At 73.6% G+C, this 15,996-nt stretch carries 14 protein-coding genes and 1 pseudogene; 5 read left to right on the top strand and 10 right to left on the bottom strand.

The features are described 5' to 3' along the window. The first annotated feature begins 73 nt into the window (after positions 1 to 73). A complete protein-coding gene (locus IT780_RS14675; protein ID WP_199512090.1) occupies positions 74 to 3,037 on the top strand; it encodes a BTAD domain-containing putative transcriptional regulator in 2,964 nt (987 codons plus the stop codon). 48 nt (positions 3,038 to 3,085) lie between these two features. Here IT780_RS14675 and IT780_RS14670 read toward each other — a convergent pair whose 3' ends face one another. Together IT780_RS14670 and IT780_RS14665 are read right to left on the bottom strand one after the other, a co-directional pair. Continuing rightward, on the bottom strand, positions 3,086 to 4,915 hold the full coding sequence (locus IT780_RS14670) for an arabinofuranosidase catalytic domain-containing protein (protein ID WP_199512089.1): 1,830 nt from the start codon (positions 4,913 to 4,915) through the stop codon (positions 3,086 to 3,088). A gap of 91 nt (positions 4,916 to 5,006) precedes the next feature. Beyond that, positions 5,007 to 6,377 carry a cytochrome P450 gene (locus IT780_RS14665; RefSeq protein ID WP_199512088.1) on the bottom strand — a complete coding sequence of 457 codons (1,371 nt, stop codon included), beginning with the start codon at positions 6,375 to 6,377 and terminating at the stop codon, positions 5,007 to 5,009. A gap of 90 nt (positions 6,378 to 6,467) precedes the next feature. On the opposite strand from IT780_RS14665, the gene IT780_RS14660 reads away from it, so the two are divergent. From IT780_RS14660 to IT780_RS14645, 4 genes are read left to right on the top strand one after another with little or no spacing between them, the layout of a single operon-like run. Next, positions 6,468 to 7,076 (top strand): TetR/AcrR family transcriptional regulator, encoded by a 609-nt coding sequence (locus tag IT780_RS14660; protein WP_199512087.1) that lies wholly within the window; start codon positions 6,468 to 6,470, stop codon positions 7,074 to 7,076. Between the two features lie 56 nt (positions 7,077 to 7,132). Then, positions 7,133 to 7,534, top strand: coding sequence for a VOC family protein (locus IT780_RS14655; protein WP_199512086.1), 402 nt, complete (start codon positions 7,133 to 7,135; stop codon positions 7,532 to 7,534). Beyond that, positions 7,531 to 8,319, top strand: a complete 789-nt coding sequence (locus tag IT780_RS14650; RefSeq protein WP_199512085.1) for an FkbM family methyltransferase — start codon at positions 7,531 to 7,533, stop codon at positions 8,317 to 8,319. The genes IT780_RS14655 and IT780_RS14650 overlap by 4 nt, the downstream gene beginning before the upstream one ends. Then, positions 8,319 to 8,576, top strand: coding sequence for a hypothetical protein (locus IT780_RS14645; RefSeq protein WP_199512084.1), 258 nt, complete (start codon positions 8,319 to 8,321; stop codon positions 8,574 to 8,576). The genes IT780_RS14650 and IT780_RS14645 overlap by 1 nt, the downstream gene beginning before the upstream one ends. Before the next feature lie 12 nt (positions 8,577 to 8,588). On the opposite strand, the gene IT780_RS14640 is transcribed toward IT780_RS14645, so the two are convergent. From IT780_RS14640 to IT780_RS14610, 8 genes and pseudogenes are all read right to left on the bottom strand, one after another. Continuing rightward, positions 8,589 to 10,181, bottom strand: a complete 1,593-nt coding sequence (locus tag IT780_RS14640; RefSeq protein WP_199512083.1) for a serine/threonine protein kinase — start codon at positions 10,179 to 10,181, stop codon at positions 8,589 to 8,591. A 217-nt stretch (positions 10,182 to 10,398) separates the two neighbouring features. Then, positions 10,399 to 10,989, bottom strand: coding sequence for a TetR/AcrR family transcriptional regulator (locus IT780_RS14635; protein ID WP_199512082.1), 591 nt, complete (start codon positions 10,987 to 10,989; stop codon positions 10,399 to 10,401). Positions 10,990 to 11,014: 25 nt separating this feature from the next. After that, the gene (locus tag IT780_RS14630) at positions 11,015 to 11,554 is read right to left on the bottom strand and encodes a fatty acid desaturase (RefSeq protein ID WP_307831191.1); all 540 of its coding nucleotides are present in this window, start codon (positions 11,552 to 11,554) and stop codon (positions 11,015 to 11,017) included. Continuing rightward, a pseudogene (locus IT780_RS41845) lies at positions 11,534 to 11,979 on the bottom strand (alkane 1-monooxygenase); the annotation flags it as partial. The gene IT780_RS14630 and the pseudogene IT780_RS41845, both read right to left, overlap by 21 nt. 57 nt (positions 11,980 to 12,036) lie before the next feature. Beyond that, the gene (locus tag IT780_RS14625; protein WP_199512081.1) at positions 12,037 to 13,002 is read right to left on the bottom strand and encodes a cyclase family protein; all 966 of its coding nucleotides are present in this window, start codon (positions 13,000 to 13,002) and stop codon (positions 12,037 to 12,039) included. After that, positions 12,999 to 14,135, bottom strand: a complete 1,137-nt coding sequence (locus IT780_RS14620; RefSeq protein ID WP_199512080.1) for an alpha/beta hydrolase family protein — start codon at positions 14,133 to 14,135, stop codon at positions 12,999 to 13,001. Before IT780_RS14620 ends, IT780_RS14625 begins: the two co-directional genes overlap by 4 nt. Next, the gene (locus IT780_RS14615; protein WP_199512079.1) at positions 14,128 to 15,054 is read right to left on the bottom strand and encodes a fumarylacetoacetate hydrolase family protein; all 927 of its coding nucleotides are present in this window, start codon (positions 15,052 to 15,054) and stop codon (positions 14,128 to 14,130) included. Before IT780_RS14615 ends, IT780_RS14620 begins: the two co-directional genes overlap by 8 nt. Next, positions 15,054 to 15,992, bottom strand: coding sequence for a VOC family protein (locus tag IT780_RS14610; protein ID WP_199512078.1), 939 nt, complete (start codon positions 15,990 to 15,992; stop codon positions 15,054 to 15,056). Before IT780_RS14610 ends, IT780_RS14615 begins: the two co-directional genes overlap by 1 nt. Positions 15,993 to 15,996 lie beyond the last annotated feature (4 nt).

Raw genomic sequence — 15,996 nt, 5'->3', positions numbered from 1 at the left:
TCGCCTTGACCGGCCCGGCGGGGGACTCGACCCTGGAGCCCGGTCCGCCGTCACCGGCCCGGGAGCCGCCCGCATGTCCGTCGAGTCCACCGCCGCGCCGCCCTGCGCCGCCGTCGTACCGCGCGGTGCGGGCTCGCCGCTGACCCGGTTCGTCGGGCGGGAGGCGGAGACCGCCGCCCTGGCGGCCGCCGTCCGCACGACCCGGCTGGTGAGCGTGGTCGGCCCGGGTGGCAGCGGCAAGACCCGGCTGGCGCACGCGGTCCGCGACCGGCTGGAGGCCGAGGGCGGGCCGGTGACCTGGTGGGTGTCGCTCGCGCAGCTCGACCGGCCGGCGCTGCTGTGGTCCACGGTGGCCGATGCGGTCCGGGTGGCCGAGGTCCCCGGCCGGTCCCCGGCGGAGGCGGTGGCCCGGCGGTTGCGCGAGCGGGACGGCCTGCTGGTGCTGGACAACTGCGAGCACCTCGTCGCGGGCTGCGCGGAGCTCGCCGGTGAGCTGCTCGCCGCCTGCCCGCGGTTGCGGATCCTGACGACGAGCCGGGAACCGCTCGCCGCGGCGGGGGAGAGCACCTGGTGGCTGGAGGGTCTGCCGGTTCCCGCGGAGCCGGCCGCGCCGCGCGCCGCGGATCTCACCGTCAGCCCGGCCGTGGAGCTCTTCACCGACCGGGCCCGGCTGGTCCGGCCGGACTTCGCGGTGACCGACGCCAACGCGGCCGACGTCGCCCGGCTGTGCCGGAGGCTCGACGGGATGCCGCTCGCCCTGGAGCTCGCCGCCGCGCGGCTGCGCGTGCTGCCGCTGCCGCGCATCGTCGGGTGGCTCGACGACGCGGTGTCGCTGCTGGTCACCACCGGGCGCGACGTCCCGCCACGGCAGGCTACGCTGCGCGCCACCCTCGACTGGAGTCACGACCTGCTGCCGGCCGCCGAGCGGGACCTGTTCGCCCGGCTGTCGGTCTTCCGCGGCGGGTTCGGCCTCGCCGCCGCGGCGGCCGTCGCGGGCGACGACGCCGGGGCCCTGGACACGCTGCAACTGCTGACGCGGCTCGTCGAAAAGTCCCTCGTGCAGGCGCGCACCGACGGGAGCGAGGAGCGGTACCGGTTCCTCGAGGTCGTCCGCCAGTACGCGGCGGACCGGCTGGGCGAGCAGGCCGGCATCACCGGCACCCGGCACGCCCATTTCATGCTGGAGCTGGCCGAGCGCGGAGAGCGCGGGCTCGCCGGCGCCGGCCTGACCGGGTGGCTCGATCGGCTGCACCGCGACCGCGACAACCTGCGGGCGGCGCTGGCCTGGTCCCGCGGCCACGATCCCGGGCTGGGCGTACGCCTCGCCGGAGCGCTCGGCCGCTACTGGCGGCTCAGCGGCCAGTACGCCGAGGGCCGGCAGTGGCTGGCCGCCGCGGTGTCCGGCCTGGACGGAAGCACCGCTCCCGCCGCCCGGGCGAAGGCGCTCACCGCGCTCGGCACGCTGGAGTTCCTGCAGTGCGAGTACGCCCCGGCCACGGCCCGCCTCGACGAGGCACGACGCCTGCACACCGCCACCGGCGACGACCGGGGCGTGGCCGACGCGGTGCAGAGCCTCGCCAGCATCGCCCGCGAACAGGGCCGGTACGCCGACGCCCGCCGCCACCACGCGGAGGTGCTCGCGATCGCCCGCCGCCGCGGTGACCCGGCCGGTACCGCCCGGGCCATCAAGTCCATGGGTTTCACCGCCGGCCTGGAGGGCGACCACGACGCGGCCGTGGAGTGGTCCGCCGACGCCGTCCGCCGCTTCCGGGAGCTCGGCGACGACGAGGGGCTGGCCGGCGCGCTCATCGACCTCGCCGCCGCCACCCGCCATCGGGGGGATCCGGGCACCGCGTGGTCGCTGCTGGACCGGAGCCTGGCCATCGGCGACCGGCTCGGGCTGCGGGAGGCGACGGCCTGGGCGCGGGACCAGCAGGGCATGATCGCGGCGGCGCGCGGCGAGCGTACGGAGGCGGTCCGGCTGCTGCGTGACAGCCTGCGCGTGCACCACGAGCTGGGCGACCGCTGGCGTACGGCGAGTGTGCTGGACGCGCTCGCGGGCCTGCGGACCGACCCGCCCGGCGGCGCCCGGCTGCTGGCGGCCGCGGACAGCCTCCGCGAGACCCTCGGCACCCCGCTGCCGCCGTGCGAGCGGGCCGGCCACGAGCGGCGGTGGCAGGCGGTCCGCGCGCAGCTCGCCCCGGCCGAGCTGGAACGAGCCTGCTCGCAGGCCCGGGCGTGGACGGTGGACGAGGCGGTCGCGGAAGCGTTGACAGACCCGCCCGCGGTCGTCGCCGCGCCGGTCGCCGTGGCCGTGTCCGCGGCGGAGGTCGTGGTGCAGGCGCTGGGCCGCACCCGGGTCGTGGTGGCAGGCCGCACGGTGGGGGCGGCGGACTGGACGTACGCGAAGCCACGGGAGCTGCTCTACCACCTGCTCACCCGGCCCGGCAGCACCAAGGCCGAGATCGGACTGGCGCTGTGGCCGGACGCCGCGGGCACCGAGCTGCGCAACAGCTTCCACACGGGACTGAAGCTCCTGCGTCGCGCCCTCGGTGACGCGGTGCGAGTGCGCTACGCCGGCGGCACCTACCGGTTGGAGCCGGTCCTTCCGCTCCACTTCGACGTGGACGACTTCGGTACGGCGGCCCGCAAATCCGAGGACATCGGCGCGCTCACCGCCGCGGCGAGGCTGTACGCCGGCGACTTCCTGAGCGACGTCCCTACCGGCGCCTGGGCCGAGCCGCACCGCGAGCAGCTGCGCCGCGAGTACGAGTACGTGCTGCGCACGCTGGGCGGCCTGCTCGCGAAACAGCACCGCTTCGGCGAGGCGATCGAGGTGTTCACCCGGCTGGCGGCCCACGACCCGTTGCTGGAGGCGGCGCACCGCGGGCTCATGCGGTGCCACGCCGCGCTCGGCGACCGGGGACGGGCCGTGCGGCAGTACGAGCAACTCGCCGGGCTCCTGCGCGACCAGCTCGGCGTGCCGCCGTCACCGGAGACCGTGCAGCTGCGCGCCCGGCTGCTGAGGGACCGCTGAACACCGCCCGGGGCGCGCCGGTGAGCCCGGGGCGGTGCCGTCAGCGGGTCAGCTCAGCGCGAACTTCTGCGCCGCGCTGCCGTTGCAGTCGTAGATCTGCAGGCGGGTTCCGTTGCCCGTGGCGCCGTTCGGGGCGTCCAGGCAGCGGCCGGACTGCGGGTTGCGCAGGGAGCCGTCGGCCTGTTGCTGCCACACCTGGCCGCCGACGCCGTTGCAGTCGTACAGCTCGACCTGGGTGTTGTTGGCCGTGCCGTTGCCGTTGATGTCGAGGCAGCGGCCGAGCGTACGCAAGGAGCCGTTCGCGTTGTGGAACCAGTGCTGGTCGACGGCGTAGCTCTGGCAGTCCCAGAGCTGGACCGCGGCGAGGTTACCGCCGGTGTCGTCGGCTGCCACGTCGACGCATTTGCCGCCCGGGCCGGTGGTGACGCCGCCGCCGGTGACCGCGAATTTCTGCGCCGCGCTGCCGTTGCAGTCGTAGATCTGCAGGCGGGTGCCGTTGCCCGTGGCTCCGCCGGGCGAGTCGAGGCAGCGGCCGGACTGCGGGTTGCGCAGGGAGCCGTCGGCCTGCTGCACCCACTTCTGGCCGCCGACACCGTTGCAGTCGTACAGCTCGACCTGGGTGTTGTTGGCCGTGCCGTTGCCGTTGATGTCGAGGCAGCGGCCGAGCGTCCGCAAGGTGTTGTCGGGGAAGTGCGACCAGTGCTGGTCCTCGGCGTAGCCCTGGCAGTCCCACAGCTGGACGGCGGCCAGGTTGACGCCGGTGTCGTCGGCTGCCACGTCGACGCACTTGCCACCAGGGGCGGCGATCGTGCCCTGCGGGCCGTTCGGCACGTTCGTCTGTCCGGAGTAGCCGGCCGCGACGATGTTCGCCTGCACCGCGTTGTCGGCGGCGTCGGTCGGGTAGCCGGACGTCATGACGCCTTCGAAGAACGTGCCCATGTTGCGGTTGCTGTTGTCGCCGCCGGTGCCCAGGATGATCGAGCCTTCCTGGTGCATCGGGATGTAGCCGCCGCGGTTGGGCAGGGCGCCGTTCCACCACGTGGTCAGCCCGCCGGACTGCGAGTTGCCGCCCTTGAGCGCGTACGTGGTCTGCCCGTTGTTCTTCAGCAGCGCCGTCACGTACGTGCTGCTGTTGCCGAGGTTCGCGGTGTTGGAGCCGTTCGCGCCCTGGAACATGCCGTTCTCCAGGTCCGCCTCCACCCACGGGCCCGAGCCGGTGCAGGGCGGGAAGTAGCAGGTGGTGGCGATGCTGACCGCGTCCATGTGACCGTTGCCGGTGTCCGCGACCTGGATCTCGGCGTTGCCGTAGTCGAAGCAGCAGTCGGAGCCGACGTGGGTGCCGCTGGCGACCATGTACATGCCCTCGGGCTGCCCGTTGACGGCGACACCGGAGCCCGCGGTGCGCCGGTAGCCGTGCTGGGGTGAGATCCAGATGCCGTACACCTTGTGGCCGCCCGCGGTGACGGCGATCTCGCTCGCGTCGGCCGGGTAGTCCGCCGGGCCGGCCGTGCCCGCCGGGGAGACGGTCAGGTCGTTGTGCCGGGCGGTCTGGTCGTAGATCTTGGTGATGCTGCAGGTGGTGCCGTTGCAGAACGCGTCGTGGTCGGCCGCGTTCGCGTAGCCGCCGGCCGCGAGCAGGCCCACGTCGTGCGTGGCCCGGTCGGAGGCGCGGGTCAGCTGGTAGAGCGGGCCGGCGTACGCGCCGAAGAGCGCCCGGGTGGTGCTGTGCGCGGCGACGCACGGGGTGCCGGCCGAACCGTAGATGTCGCAGGGCTGGGAGGTGGCGGCCGAGGCGGCGCCGGGGAAGCCGGCCAGCATGCCGGCGACGAGCGCCAGGGTCGCGGCCAGGGTGAGCAGGAGTGATCGGTCTCTGCGCATGGGGATGTGCTCCTAGCAGGGGAAAGCGGAGCGGGCGTCTGCGCGGTGGCCGGACGGCAGACATTGACGCAAGTCGACTTTCAACCGGAAGTTACGCCGCCTGATCGTTTGCGTCAATGTCCGAGTATCGATGTTCGTTAATGTTCGAAAGAACGGTCCAGCGGCGGTGCACCACCGCGAGGCCGCCCTTGCCCGGCGCCACGGCGATGCCGCGGTTGTGCGAGCGCTCCGGTCGCTCCGCCGTCGGGACGAACGTGAAGTCGCGCAGCAGCGTGCGCAGGACGACATTCATCTCCAGGGTTGCGAATGCGGCACCGATGCACCGGCGCACGCCGCCGCCGAACGGGATCCAGCCCGCGTCGGTCCGCGCGCCCACGAACCGGTCGGGGTCGAACACCTCCGGGTGCGGGAACAGCGTCTCGTCGTCGTGCAGCAGCGCGATGCAGGCCGTGACCACGGTGCCGCGGGGCAGCGTCCAGCGGCCGATGCGCAGGCTGTCCGCGCGTACCTGCCGGGAGGTCATCTCGACGACGGGCCGGACCCGCTGCACCTCGATGAGGGTGGCCTCGCGCAGCGCGCTGCCGCCGGCGTCGTCCTCGGCGACCAGGCGGTGCAGCAGCCCGGGGTGGCGGCGCAGCCGCTCGACCGCCCACGCCAGCGTCGTGGCGGTCGTCTCGTGGCCCGCCGCCAGCAGCGTCAGCAGCTGGTCGGCGATCTGGCTGCGGCTCATCGCCGAGCCGTCGTCGTAGCGGGACTGCAGCAGCATGGCCAGCACGTCGTCACGGTCGGCGAGGCCGGGATCCGCGGCCGCCCGGTCGACGAGCCGGTCGACGGCCGCGTCGTACCGCTGCCGGTAGCGCCGGAACCGCGCTCCCGGACCGTGACCGCCCAGCTCGACCCGCGCCGCGGGCACCACCGCCAGCACCGAACCGAGCTTCACCATGGCGGGCAGCAGTTCGCGCAGGTCGTCGCGGTCGGCGCCCTCCGCGCCGAACACCGCGCGCAGGATCACGTTCAGCGTGATGCGCATGGTGGACGGCATGACGGGGAACGGCCGGCCCTCCGGCCAGGACGCCGTCTCGCGCCGCGTCTCCTCCTCGATCATCGATTCGTACGCCCGCAGCCGGCGCCCGTGGAACGGCGGCGTGAGCAGCCGCCGCTGCTGCCGGTGCTCCTCGTCGCGGATCGCGAACAGCGAGCCGGGCCCGAGCACCGAGCCGAGGTTGGCGTCGGGGGTGTCGGCGAGCTCGGGGCCGGTCTGGAACAGCTCCCGCACCTCGGCGGGGTCGGCGAGCATCACCATCCGGCCCAGGTTGAGCGAGTCGACGGTGAACGCGGAGCCGTACCGCGCGCGCAGCCGGCGCATCGTGCGGCGCCGCCCGGCCGCGAACCGCACCGCCTGCACGAGGCGGGGACTGCTGGGGCCGTCGGGCAGGACCGCCTTCAGGGTGGTCGCGGTCATCGCTCACCTCCGCTGGTACGCCGGCGTACCAGGCCACGGTACGGCCGCGTACCGACACCGCACAAGGGTGCAGGCGATAGCTTTGTGGCCGTGACGACCACCGACGTGCCGGCCGGCGCGGACACCGGCTTCCGCCGCCGCCTCCTCGACGGGATGGCGGCCTGCATCCGCCGGCACGGCTACCCGGACACCACGGTGGCGGACATCGTGCGGGCGGCGCGCACGTCGCGGCGTACGTTCTACGCGCACTTCACCGACCGCCAGGAGTGCCTGGTCGCCCTGCTGTACGAGACCAACGAGCGCACGATCGCCCGCATCTCGGCGAGCGTCGACCCGGGCGCGGCGTGGGAGTTGCAGGTACGCCAGGCGATCGAGGGCTGGATCGCCGCCGTCCAGGCCGACCCGCCCATCACGCTCAGCTGGATCCGCGACGTGCCGGCGCTCGGACAGGGCCACGCCCGGCAGGTCCAGCGGGAGACGATGGCCGCGTTCGTCGTGCTCATCCAGCGGCTGACCGACACGCCGCGACTGCGGGCCGCGGGCGTACGGCCGCCGTCGGACCAGACCGCCGTCATCCTGCTCGGCGGGCTGCGCGAGCTGATCGCCGCCACGGTCGAGGACGGCCGCGACGTGCGGACCATCGTCGACCCGGCCGTCGAGGCGACGCGCCTGCTGCTGGGACCGCGGGCCGCGTCCTGACGCCGTCCCGGCGACCCGGGGCGGTGCGCGGCGATGATCCATGGTTTGCTCGGGGCATGGCGACCTACCCGAAGATCCTGCAGACCGTGCTGGACACCACGGACGTCCGCGGGCTGGCGGAGTTCTACCGGCAGATGTTCGGGCTGACGTACCGGCCCGGCGACGAGGAGGACAAGGGTCAGGACTGGCTCGTGCTGCGCGGCGGCGACGGTGCCCGGCAGCTCGCGTTCCAGCAGGTCGGCGAGCTGCCCGCGGCGACCTGGCCGGACCCGCGCGTGCCGCAGCAGCTGCACCTCGACACCACGGTGCCCGACGTCGGTGAGCTGGACGCGCAGCACGAACGGGCGCTGGCCCTCGGTGCCACGCTCCTGCTCGACCGCCGCGACGACCCCGTCGAGCAGCTGTACGTGTACGCCGACCCGGCCGGCCACCCCTTCTGCATCTTCGTGGGCTCATGACCGCCGCCGACCGCGGCGCCGTGCTGGCGCGACTCAAGGCCGACCCCGAGCTGTCGGGGCTGCGCCGGTCCCTGGACTTCTACTACGGCGACACCCGCCGCGAGGCGAGCATGGACGCGTTCTACGGGCGCTTCGTGCGGCCCGGCGACCTCGTGTTCGACGTCGGCGCGCACGTCGGCGACCACATCGCCTGTTTCCGCCGGCTCGGCGCCCGGGTGGTCGCCCTGGAGCCGCAGCCCTCCTGCATGCGGGTCCTGGAGGAGCTGTACGGCGACGAGCCGGAGGTGTCGCTGGTGCACGCCGCGTGCGGCGCCGAGCCGGGCACCCTGGAATTGCACGTCAACAGCGACAACCCGACGGTCTCCACGGCCTCGTCGCACTTCATCGAGGCCGCCGCGGGCGCCGACGGCTGGCACGGCCAGCGCTGGGACGGCCGGATCGAGGTCGCCTCGACCACGATGGACCTGCTCATCGAGCGGTACGGCGTCCCCGCCTTCGCCAAGATCGACGTCGAGGGCTTCGAGGACCGGGTGCTCGCCGGGCTGAGCCGGTCGATCCCGGTGCTGTCGTTCGAGTTCACCACGATCGAACGCGACCTCGCCGCCCGGTGCCTGCAACGGGCCACGGAGCTGGGCTTCGACGGCTTCACGCTGTCGCTGGGCGACGAGCGGCGCTTCCTCGTCCCGGACTGGGTCTCCGCCGGCGAGCTGGGGGAGCGCCTGCGCGCCCTGCCGCACGAGGCGAACTCGGGCGACGTCTACTGCCGCGCGCGGGAGGAACGCTGATGCTGCCCCGCCCGCCCCGGGTCTTCGAGGCCGACGACGTCCTCTCCGGCCGCGTGGTCCTGGACGGCTACCCGTTCCGCCTCATCTACCTGGTGATCTCGCACGCCTCGTACTTCGCCGACGCGAAGGTCCATCCCGGCGACCTGCCGCGGGTGGACGTCCTGCTGTCGGCCGCCGAGCTGCTCGAGGAACGCGGCTGGGAGGTGGTCGCGGTCGACGCGGGCGGCAAGCTCATCTGCCTGCGCCGCCGCGGGTGAACCCGGCGGGCGTCAGGCGGGGCCGCGGTCGACGAGCGTGAAGGCGGTCGGCTCGGTGCCGCCGCCCGGCCGCTCGAGCACGATCGCGCCGCGGTCCTCGCTCCACCGCGCCACCCCCGTGCCGGCGTGGGAGAGCAGGATCGTGTCCTCGCGCACCGGGTCGACGGTGAACAGGGCGGCGTCGCCGGTGCACGCCCCGAGGGTCACCGCCGGGCCGGCGGTCAGGCAGCGCCCGGAGACCGTACGGATCCGGTACGCCCCCGCCGCCGGGGTGAGCACGAACTCTGTGGGTTCCGCCGACCCGGCCGGGACGACACGTCCGCCGGCCGCCACGCCGAGGTCGAGGTCCGTGCCCACCGGCCGCAGCGCGACCCGGCGATGGCCGGTCAGCGCCGGGGGAGTGGCGTCGCCGGGGTCCGCGAGCGTGGACGCGGCAGCGGCCGGCGGCTGGGCGGCGGTGGCCACGGTCGCCGGCCGGTCCGCCGCCTGATCCGGCGCTGCCCCGGACGGCTGGCCGGTGGCGCGCAGGGTCACCACGACAGCGGTCGTGACGGCGAGCACCACGGCGGCCGCCGCGGCCACCTCGAACCGCCGCAGGGCGCCCACCCAGCGCGGCCCCGAGCGGCGGACGGCCGGTGGCGGGGTCATCGGGATGGGCCGCTGGACGGGCGCCGCCGCGACGGGACGCCGGCTCGCCGCCGCCTCGACCACCTCGCGCAGGAACGGAGTGCCGCGCATCGACGCCGGGGGTGCGGCGCTCACCGGCGCGGAGGTGCCGGACGTCGTCTGCGGCTGGGGTGCGGTGGCGAGCAGCTCGTCGAGCAGCTCGCGGGTGCCCGGCCGGTCCGCCGGGTTCTTGGCGAGGGCCCGCGCCACCAGGCCGCGCATCGGCTCGTCCAGCCCGGACAGCTCCGGCGGGTGGGTCATGATGCGCACGGCGGTGGCCGCGGGGGACTCGGCGCCGAACGGGGTACGGCCGGTGCCCGCGTACGCCACCACGGCGCCCCACGCGAACACGTCGGCGGGCGTGCCGACCTGCGACACCGACTCGTGTTCGAAGCGCTCCGGCGCCATGTACGACACCGTGCCGACCATCTGGTTGGTCCGCGTGTGCATGCTGGTCGGCTCGAGCGCCCGGGCGATGCCGAAGTCGATGACCTTGATGCCGCCCAGCCCGAACAGCACGTTGCCGGGCTTCAGGTCGCGGTGCACGACCCCGGCGCCGTGGATGGCGGTGAGCGCGGTGGCGATGCCGACGGCCACGCTGTGCAGGGTCGTCCGGGACAGCGGTCCCTGCCGCTGCACCACCTCGTAGAGGCTCGGCCCGTCGATGTACTCGACCACCAGGTACGGCGGGTCGTGGTACGGGTCGGCGTCCAGCACCTCGGCCGTGCAGAACGGCGGCACCTGCCGGGCCCGGTTCACCTCGCTGCGGAACCGCCGCCGGAACTGGTCGTCGAGCGCCAGGTCCGGCCGGACGACCTTGACGGCGACCTCCCGGCCGCCCGGGTCGGCGGCCAGGTAGACGGTGCCCATGCCGCCCTCGCCGAGCCGGCCGAGGATCCGGTACGGGCCGACCTCGGCGAGGTCCCCCGTGAGCCGCATCGGCCCCCTCTTCCCAGCATGATCGAACCGTCGATGAACGTGACGGACCCTACCCCAGGAAAGCGGGGGAACGACTGTCCCAAAGGCGTCACTCAGGTGCTCGTAACCATTCAGAAATCGCTACTCGCGAGTACGGCAGAACGGATCGGACAATTCGCGGATATACCGGTTCAGCGTCTCGGCGCGGCATTTCCCGCCGCCGGACCGCGGTGCCGGATCATCGCATCAGGCGGACGAAGACCTCGGCCAGGGCGGTGGCCGAGGTGGCCGGATCGCCGAGCGGCAGCACGATGTGGCTGACCGTGAGGCGGATGATGGACGCCGCGGCGAGGTGGACGACGGCGGGGTCGGCGTCCGGGAGATGCGCGGCGGCCCACTCCTCGACGACCGCGCCGGCAGCCTCCAGGACGATCCCCGAACGGGTCGTCAGGAAGGGGAACAGCTCGTCGGCGCCGCCGCGGGCGCTGGTCAGGATCGCGCGGACGAGGGGATTGGCCTCGGCCTCCCGCAACGTGTGCAGGATGGCGGCGTGCGCGGCCGCCCGGACGTCGGCGCCGTGGGCGAACAACTGCTCGCGGACCGCGGCGACGAAGTGCCGGATCTCGGCGGTGGCCAGCGCCTCCGCCAGCCCCGGCCGGCCCTCGAACTCGTTGTAGACCGTCTGCCGGCTGACGCCCGCCGCGCTCGCCACGTCGGCCATCCGGACGTGCTCCCACCCGTGCGCGACGGTCAGGGCCCGCGCGGCGGCCACGAGGGACTCGCGGAGCCGGGCGCGGGTCGCCTCCCGGTACGAGGAAGCTGAGGTCATGGCCCGCCCAGCGTAGACGGCGCCGTTACAGGGGCGGGGCCGTGTTGGCCAGGGAGGCGTCACCGCCGTAGTGCGCCAGGACCCGGTGGTCCATCACGCGGCGCCACAGGGGCGGCACGAGCGCGAGGAGCAGCATCGTCGCGTACCCGGCCGGCAGTTGCGGGGAGACGTCGAAGCTCCGCAGCGTCTGGTAGCGGCGTAGCGGGTTCGCGTGGTGGTCGCTGTGCCGCTGCAGCTGGAAGAGGAAGACGTTGGTGGTCAGCCGGTCGCTGTTCCAGCTGTGCCGCGCGTCGACCTTCTCGTAGCGCCCGGCGGCGTTGCGTTGCCGGAGCAGGCCGTAGTGCTCGAGGTAGTTGACCGCCTCCAGGACGGAGAAGCCGTCTCGAGCCGCCACGCCGAGCGCAGGCTGCCCAGCACCGTCCGGGGCCAGAAGCGGTAGTACGACTCGCCGAGCCGGGAACTGGCCGGATCCTCGGGTGTGGCGACGCGGACGTGGTGCCCGCGGTTGTGCTCGACGAAGAAGTGCCCGTACCCGGTCGGCGCCAGCGCGATCTTCGACAGCCACCGTTCGGCGCTCTCCCGCTTGTGCCCCAGCTCGTGCGCGGTGTTGATGGCGATGCCGTTGACCAGGCCCGCGGTCAGGACGAGCCCGGCGCCGCCGGCGACGCCCGGCCCCCGTACCCACGCCGCGCAGCACACCGCCAGCGCCGCGAACTGCGCGGGCAGGAAGAGGTACGTGATCCACCGGTAGTACGGCGACGCCTGCAGCGCGGGGACGGCGTCCTCGGGCGGGTTGGCGCGGTCGTCGCCGACGAGCAGGTCGATGACCGGGATGACGCCCAGGATCACGACCGGCGTCAGCCACCACGCCCAGCCCGAGCCGGTCGTGGCGGCCAGGGCCCAGGCGGCGAACGGCAGGGCCGGCACCACGAGCGCCAGGGGCCACAGCGGCCGCTTGGTGTCGCGCCACACGGATTCGGCAACGTCCATGCGGACATGGTTTACACAAGGCGCTCCTGTGTCAAGCGAGTGGCTTCTGAGCAGTGATTACTTGACGGCTATCGGGTTGACCGGGGAGCCGACGGCACCCGTGACCGGCAGCGGCGCGGCGGTCAGCCAGAAGTCGTACACGCCGTCGGCGGCACAGTCGGCGGCGAGCGCGTCGAGGTCCCACATCTCCCCGAGGAACAGTCCGATGTGGGGGATGGCGACCTGGTGCAGGGGCTGGAACGCGTCGTCGAACTCGTTCGGCCGTACCTCGAAACCCCATGTGTCGGTGGCGATCGCGGCGATCTCCGTACGGTGCAGCCAGCCGGCCGTGGTGAACGACAGGCCCGGCGCCGGACCGCCGGCGTAGTCTCCCCACCCGTCGCGGCGTGCCCGGGCCAGCTGCCCGGTGCGCACGAGCACCAGGTCCCCGCGGCCGACGGCGGCCGACGGGCCCTGCCGCTCGACGGTGGCTCGCAGGTGCTCCTCGGTGATGGCGAAGCCGTCCGGCAGCTCCCCGTCCCTGCCGAGAGCGCGGCCCACGTCGAGCAGCACCCCGCGGCCCGCCACCACCTCCGCGATCGTCTCGATGCCCGTCACCGCGTCGCCGAGGCTGGTCACCACCTGCCCGGCGGGCCGGCCGTTGTACGCGATGCCGTGGTCGAAGATGTGGCCCAGCCCGTCCCACTGCGTGGAGCACTGCAGCGGCATGGCGATGACGTCGTCCGCGCCGCCGATCCCGTGCGGGAAGCCCTGGATGCCGGCAGCGGCGTCGGTGCCGGTGTCCAGCATGGTGTGCACCGGGTTGGTACGCCGCCGCCATCCCTTCTGCGGGCCGTTCATGTCGAACGACTGCGCCAGCGAGAACGACACCCCGCGCCGGACGAGCGCCGCGCCCTGCCGCCGCTTCTCCGCCGTCAGGTAGTTCATCGTGCCGCGGACGTCGTCCGGGCCCCAGCGTCCCCAGTTGGAGCAGCGCTTCGCCGCCGCGGCGACGGCTCCCTCGGGATCCGTACGGTCGATCACGCGAACTCCCCGGCGATCCAGTCGGCGATGAAGACGCTGACGTGCGGCAGGTGGTCCAGGCCGATGTGCTCGGCGCCGCCCTCGGCCGCGGTGAAGACGCGCAGCTCGCGTTTCGGGCTGTTGACGGCCTGCTCGTACGAGCGGTGCGCGTACGCGAGGGGGATCTGCCGGTCGTTCTCCCCGTGCGCGATGAGGAACGGAACCGTGATGTGCTCGACGACCCCGTCGAGGTTCACGGCCTCGGCCTTCTTGATGAACGTGCCGAGGTCGGTCTCGCCCCACACCCACAGGACGTGGTCCCAGTAGTGCGGGACCGGGCGCTCGCCCTCGCGTTCCAGGCGGCGCTTCTGGACCGTACCCCAGTCGTGGTTGGCGCCCCACGCCACGCAGAGCGCGAGCCGTTTCTCGAAGGCCGCGGCCCGCGGGGCGTAGTAGCCGCCCAGCGACCAGCCGACCAGGCCGATCCGGGCGGGGTCGACCTCGCCGCGGGCCAGCAGGTGGTCGACGCAGGCGGCGGCCCAGCCCTCGGTCTCCACACGGGCGGTCAGCCCGCCGAAGCGCAGCGCCTCGCCGCTGCCGGGGCAGTCGACCATGAGCGTGGAGATGCCCCGGGCTGCCAGTTCCTGCGGGAAGCCCGAGACGTACATGTGCTCCTTGGTGGAGTCCAGGCCGTTCCACAGGATGATGCAGGGCGCGCCCGGCCCGGCCGATGTGAAGTACGCGGGAAGCTCGCCGCCCTCGAACGGCACGGCGACGCGGGTGGTGGCCGGGTCGATCAGGTCGAACGTCTTCCGCATGAGGTCGAGGCAGCGCTGGTAGATCGCCCGGCGGCCGGGGGAGTGCACGCTCTGCATCCGTTCGGCCTGGATGAGGTAGTTGGTGGCGCGCAGGTACCTCTGCCCGGCGGAGCGGCGGCGTCCCGCCCGTTCGTCGGCCTCGGCGCCGGCCTGCAGGTCGTCGACGACGGCGGTCCAGGACGCCATCAGCTCGGCGGTGCCCACGTCCGAGCCCTGCGCGGCCAGGTCGCGGATCGGCCGGCACGCCCGGTCGACCTCGTCGATGAGCCCGCCGCTGTTCAGCGCGGCGACCACGCCCAGGTTCCACACGTAGTTGCCGGGGAAGTACTCAAACATCGAGGTCCTTTCGCGAGAGTTCGGGGGAGCGGCGGCGGACCGCGGGCAGGGCCGGGCCCGGCGGGGCGGAGGTCACCCGGTTGGTCAGGGAGCCGATGCCCTGCACGGCGAGCGTCACCACATCGCCGTCGCGCAGGGGTGGCGGGTCCTGCCGGCCGTTGCGTCCCCACAGCTCGGCGAGGCAGCCGCCGTTGCCGACCGTGCCGGAGCCGAGGACGTCCCCGGCGATCAGGCGGCTGTCGCGGGCCGCGTACGCGGCGAGCGTCTCGAACGTCCAGCCCATGTTGGACAGCAGGTCCCGGCCGACCTCGGCGCCGTTCACCGACGCCGTGCACCACAGGTCGAGGAAGCCGTCGCTGTCGCGGTACGGCTCCAGCTCGTCCGCGGTGACGATCCACGGGCCGAGGCTGCCGGCGAAGTCCTTGCCCTTGGCGGGCCCCAGGCCGACCTGCATCTCGCGGCTCTGCAGGTCCCTCGCCGACCAGTCGTTGAGGATCGTGTAGCCGAAGATCCCGCCGCCCGGCCCGATCACCGCGGCGACCTCCAGCTCGAAGTCGCGGGCGACCGAGGCCGCGGGGAAGCGGATGTCGTCGTCCGGGCCGTGGATCGTGTGCGGGTTGCTGAAGTAGAACGTCGGGGCGTCGTACCAGGCCTCCGGCACGCCGCCGACGCCGTCGATGCTGCGCCGCACGCCCCGGACGTGCTCCTCGAAGGTGACGAAATCGCGCAGGGACGCGGGGACCAGGGGCGGCCGCAGGCGTACGTGCGCCAGCGGCACGCCGTCCTCCAGCGCCGGTGTGCCGGGTCCACCGGCGATGACGGCCCGCAGATCGGCGTCGGTGGCGAACGGGCGCACCACGTCACCCGCCACGACGCCGCAGCGCTGCCGGCCGCCGTACGCGAAGGTGGCGAGCCGCATCAGACCGGCGGGGCGACGAAGACGCCGCGGTCGGGGTCGTTGAACGACTTCTTCGCGACGAACTCGGTCATCGGGTTCGCGGTGCCCCACTGGTCGCTGACCATCGGATCGGTGATGTCGTACAGGTGCGGATGCCAGGTGTCCTCGTCGAGCTGTTCCAGTTCGGTGGTGTACTCGACCGTGTTGCCGTGCGGGTCGAGGAAGTAGCTGAAGGTGTTGTTGCCCGCCATGTGCCGGCCAGGCCCCCAGACCTTCTCCACCCCGGCGCGCAGCAGCCGTCCGGTGCCACGCATGTACTCGTCGATGCCGCGCATCTCGAACGAGGCGTGGTGCAGCGAGACGTGCGGGCAGCGGGCGATCGCCAGGCTGTGGTGGTGGCGGTTGGTGCGCAGGAACCACATCATCTCGCCCATGTGCGGGTGCGTGAGGGTGTCCGACAACGCGAAACCGAGGTGCCGGCGGTAGAACGCGACGGTCGCCTCCGGCTCCGGCGCGTTGAGGACCACATGCGAGAGCTTGACCGGTACGGACTCGCCCGCCTCCACCCTGCGATGCGTACGCACGGCGACGTCGCTGGACACCTCGACGGTGCGCCCGTCGTTGTCGAAGAAGCGGAAGCCGTAGCCACCGCCCGGCGTCGTGAGCTTGCCCGGTTCGGCCACGAGCCGTACCCCGCCGGTGCCGAGGCGCTCGGCGAGCGCGTCCACGTCGGACGGCGACGCGGCGCCGAACGCGACGAGGTCGAGCCGCTTCTCGTCCGCCCGGCGCAGCCGCACCGAGTACTGCTCGGGCGAGCCGGCCGCGGCCAGGAACGCGATCCCGCCGTCGGTGATCCCGGGGGTCAGCCCCCACATCGTGGTGTAGAAGCCCAGTTGCCGGTCGTAGTCCGGCACGGCCAGGTCGACGTGCCGCAGGTGGGTGATGAGCCGTTCGTGCATGACA

It is taken from the genome of Nucisporomicrobium flavum, assembly GCF_016464385.1.
Lineage (GTDB): Bacteria > Actinomycetota > Actinomycetes > Mycobacteriales > Micromonosporaceae > Actinoplanes > Actinoplanes flavus_A.
The sequence above is the reverse complement of the archived record's forward strand: the minus strand, read 5'-3'. Positions and strand labels throughout refer to the sequence as shown.

Coding starts and splice junctions, on each gene's coding strand:
- IT780_RS14675 (WP_199512090.1), top strand. CDS start 74: ATGTCCGTCGAGTCCACCGCCGCGCCGCCCTGCGCCGCCGTCGTACCG.
- IT780_RS14670 (WP_199512089.1), bottom strand. CDS start 4,915: ATGCGCAGAGACCGATCACTCCTGCTCACCCTGGCCGCGACCCTGGCG.
- IT780_RS14620 (WP_199512080.1), bottom strand. CDS start 14,135: ATGTTTGAGTACTTCCCCGGCAACTACGTGTGGAACCTGGGCGTGGTC.
- IT780_RS14665 (WP_199512088.1), bottom strand. CDS start 6,377: ATGACCGCGACCACCCTGAAGGCGGTCCTGCCCGACGGCCCCAGCAGT.
- IT780_RS14655 (WP_199512086.1), top strand. CDS start 7,133: ATGGCGACCTACCCGAAGATCCTGCAGACCGTGCTGGACACCACGGAC.
- IT780_RS14650 (WP_199512085.1), top strand. CDS start 7,531: ATGACCGCCGCCGACCGCGGCGCCGTGCTGGCGCGACTCAAGGCCGAC.
- IT780_RS14615 (WP_199512079.1), bottom strand. CDS start 15,054: ATGCGGCTCGCCACCTTCGCGTACGGCGGCCGGCAGCGCTGCGGCGTC.
- IT780_RS14640 (WP_199512083.1), bottom strand. CDS start 10,181: ATGCGGCTCACGGGGGACCTCGCCGAGGTCGGCCCGTACCGGATCCTC.
- IT780_RS14645 (WP_199512084.1), top strand. CDS start 8,319: ATGCTGCCCCGCCCGCCCCGGGTCTTCGAGGCCGACGACGTCCTCTCC.
- IT780_RS14610 (WP_199512078.1), bottom strand. CDS start 15,992: ATGCACGAACGGCTCATCACCCACCTGCGGCACGTCGACCTGGCCGTG.
- IT780_RS14635 (WP_199512082.1), bottom strand. CDS start 10,989: ATGACCTCAGCTTCCTCGTACCGGGAGGCGACCCGCGCCCGGCTCCGC.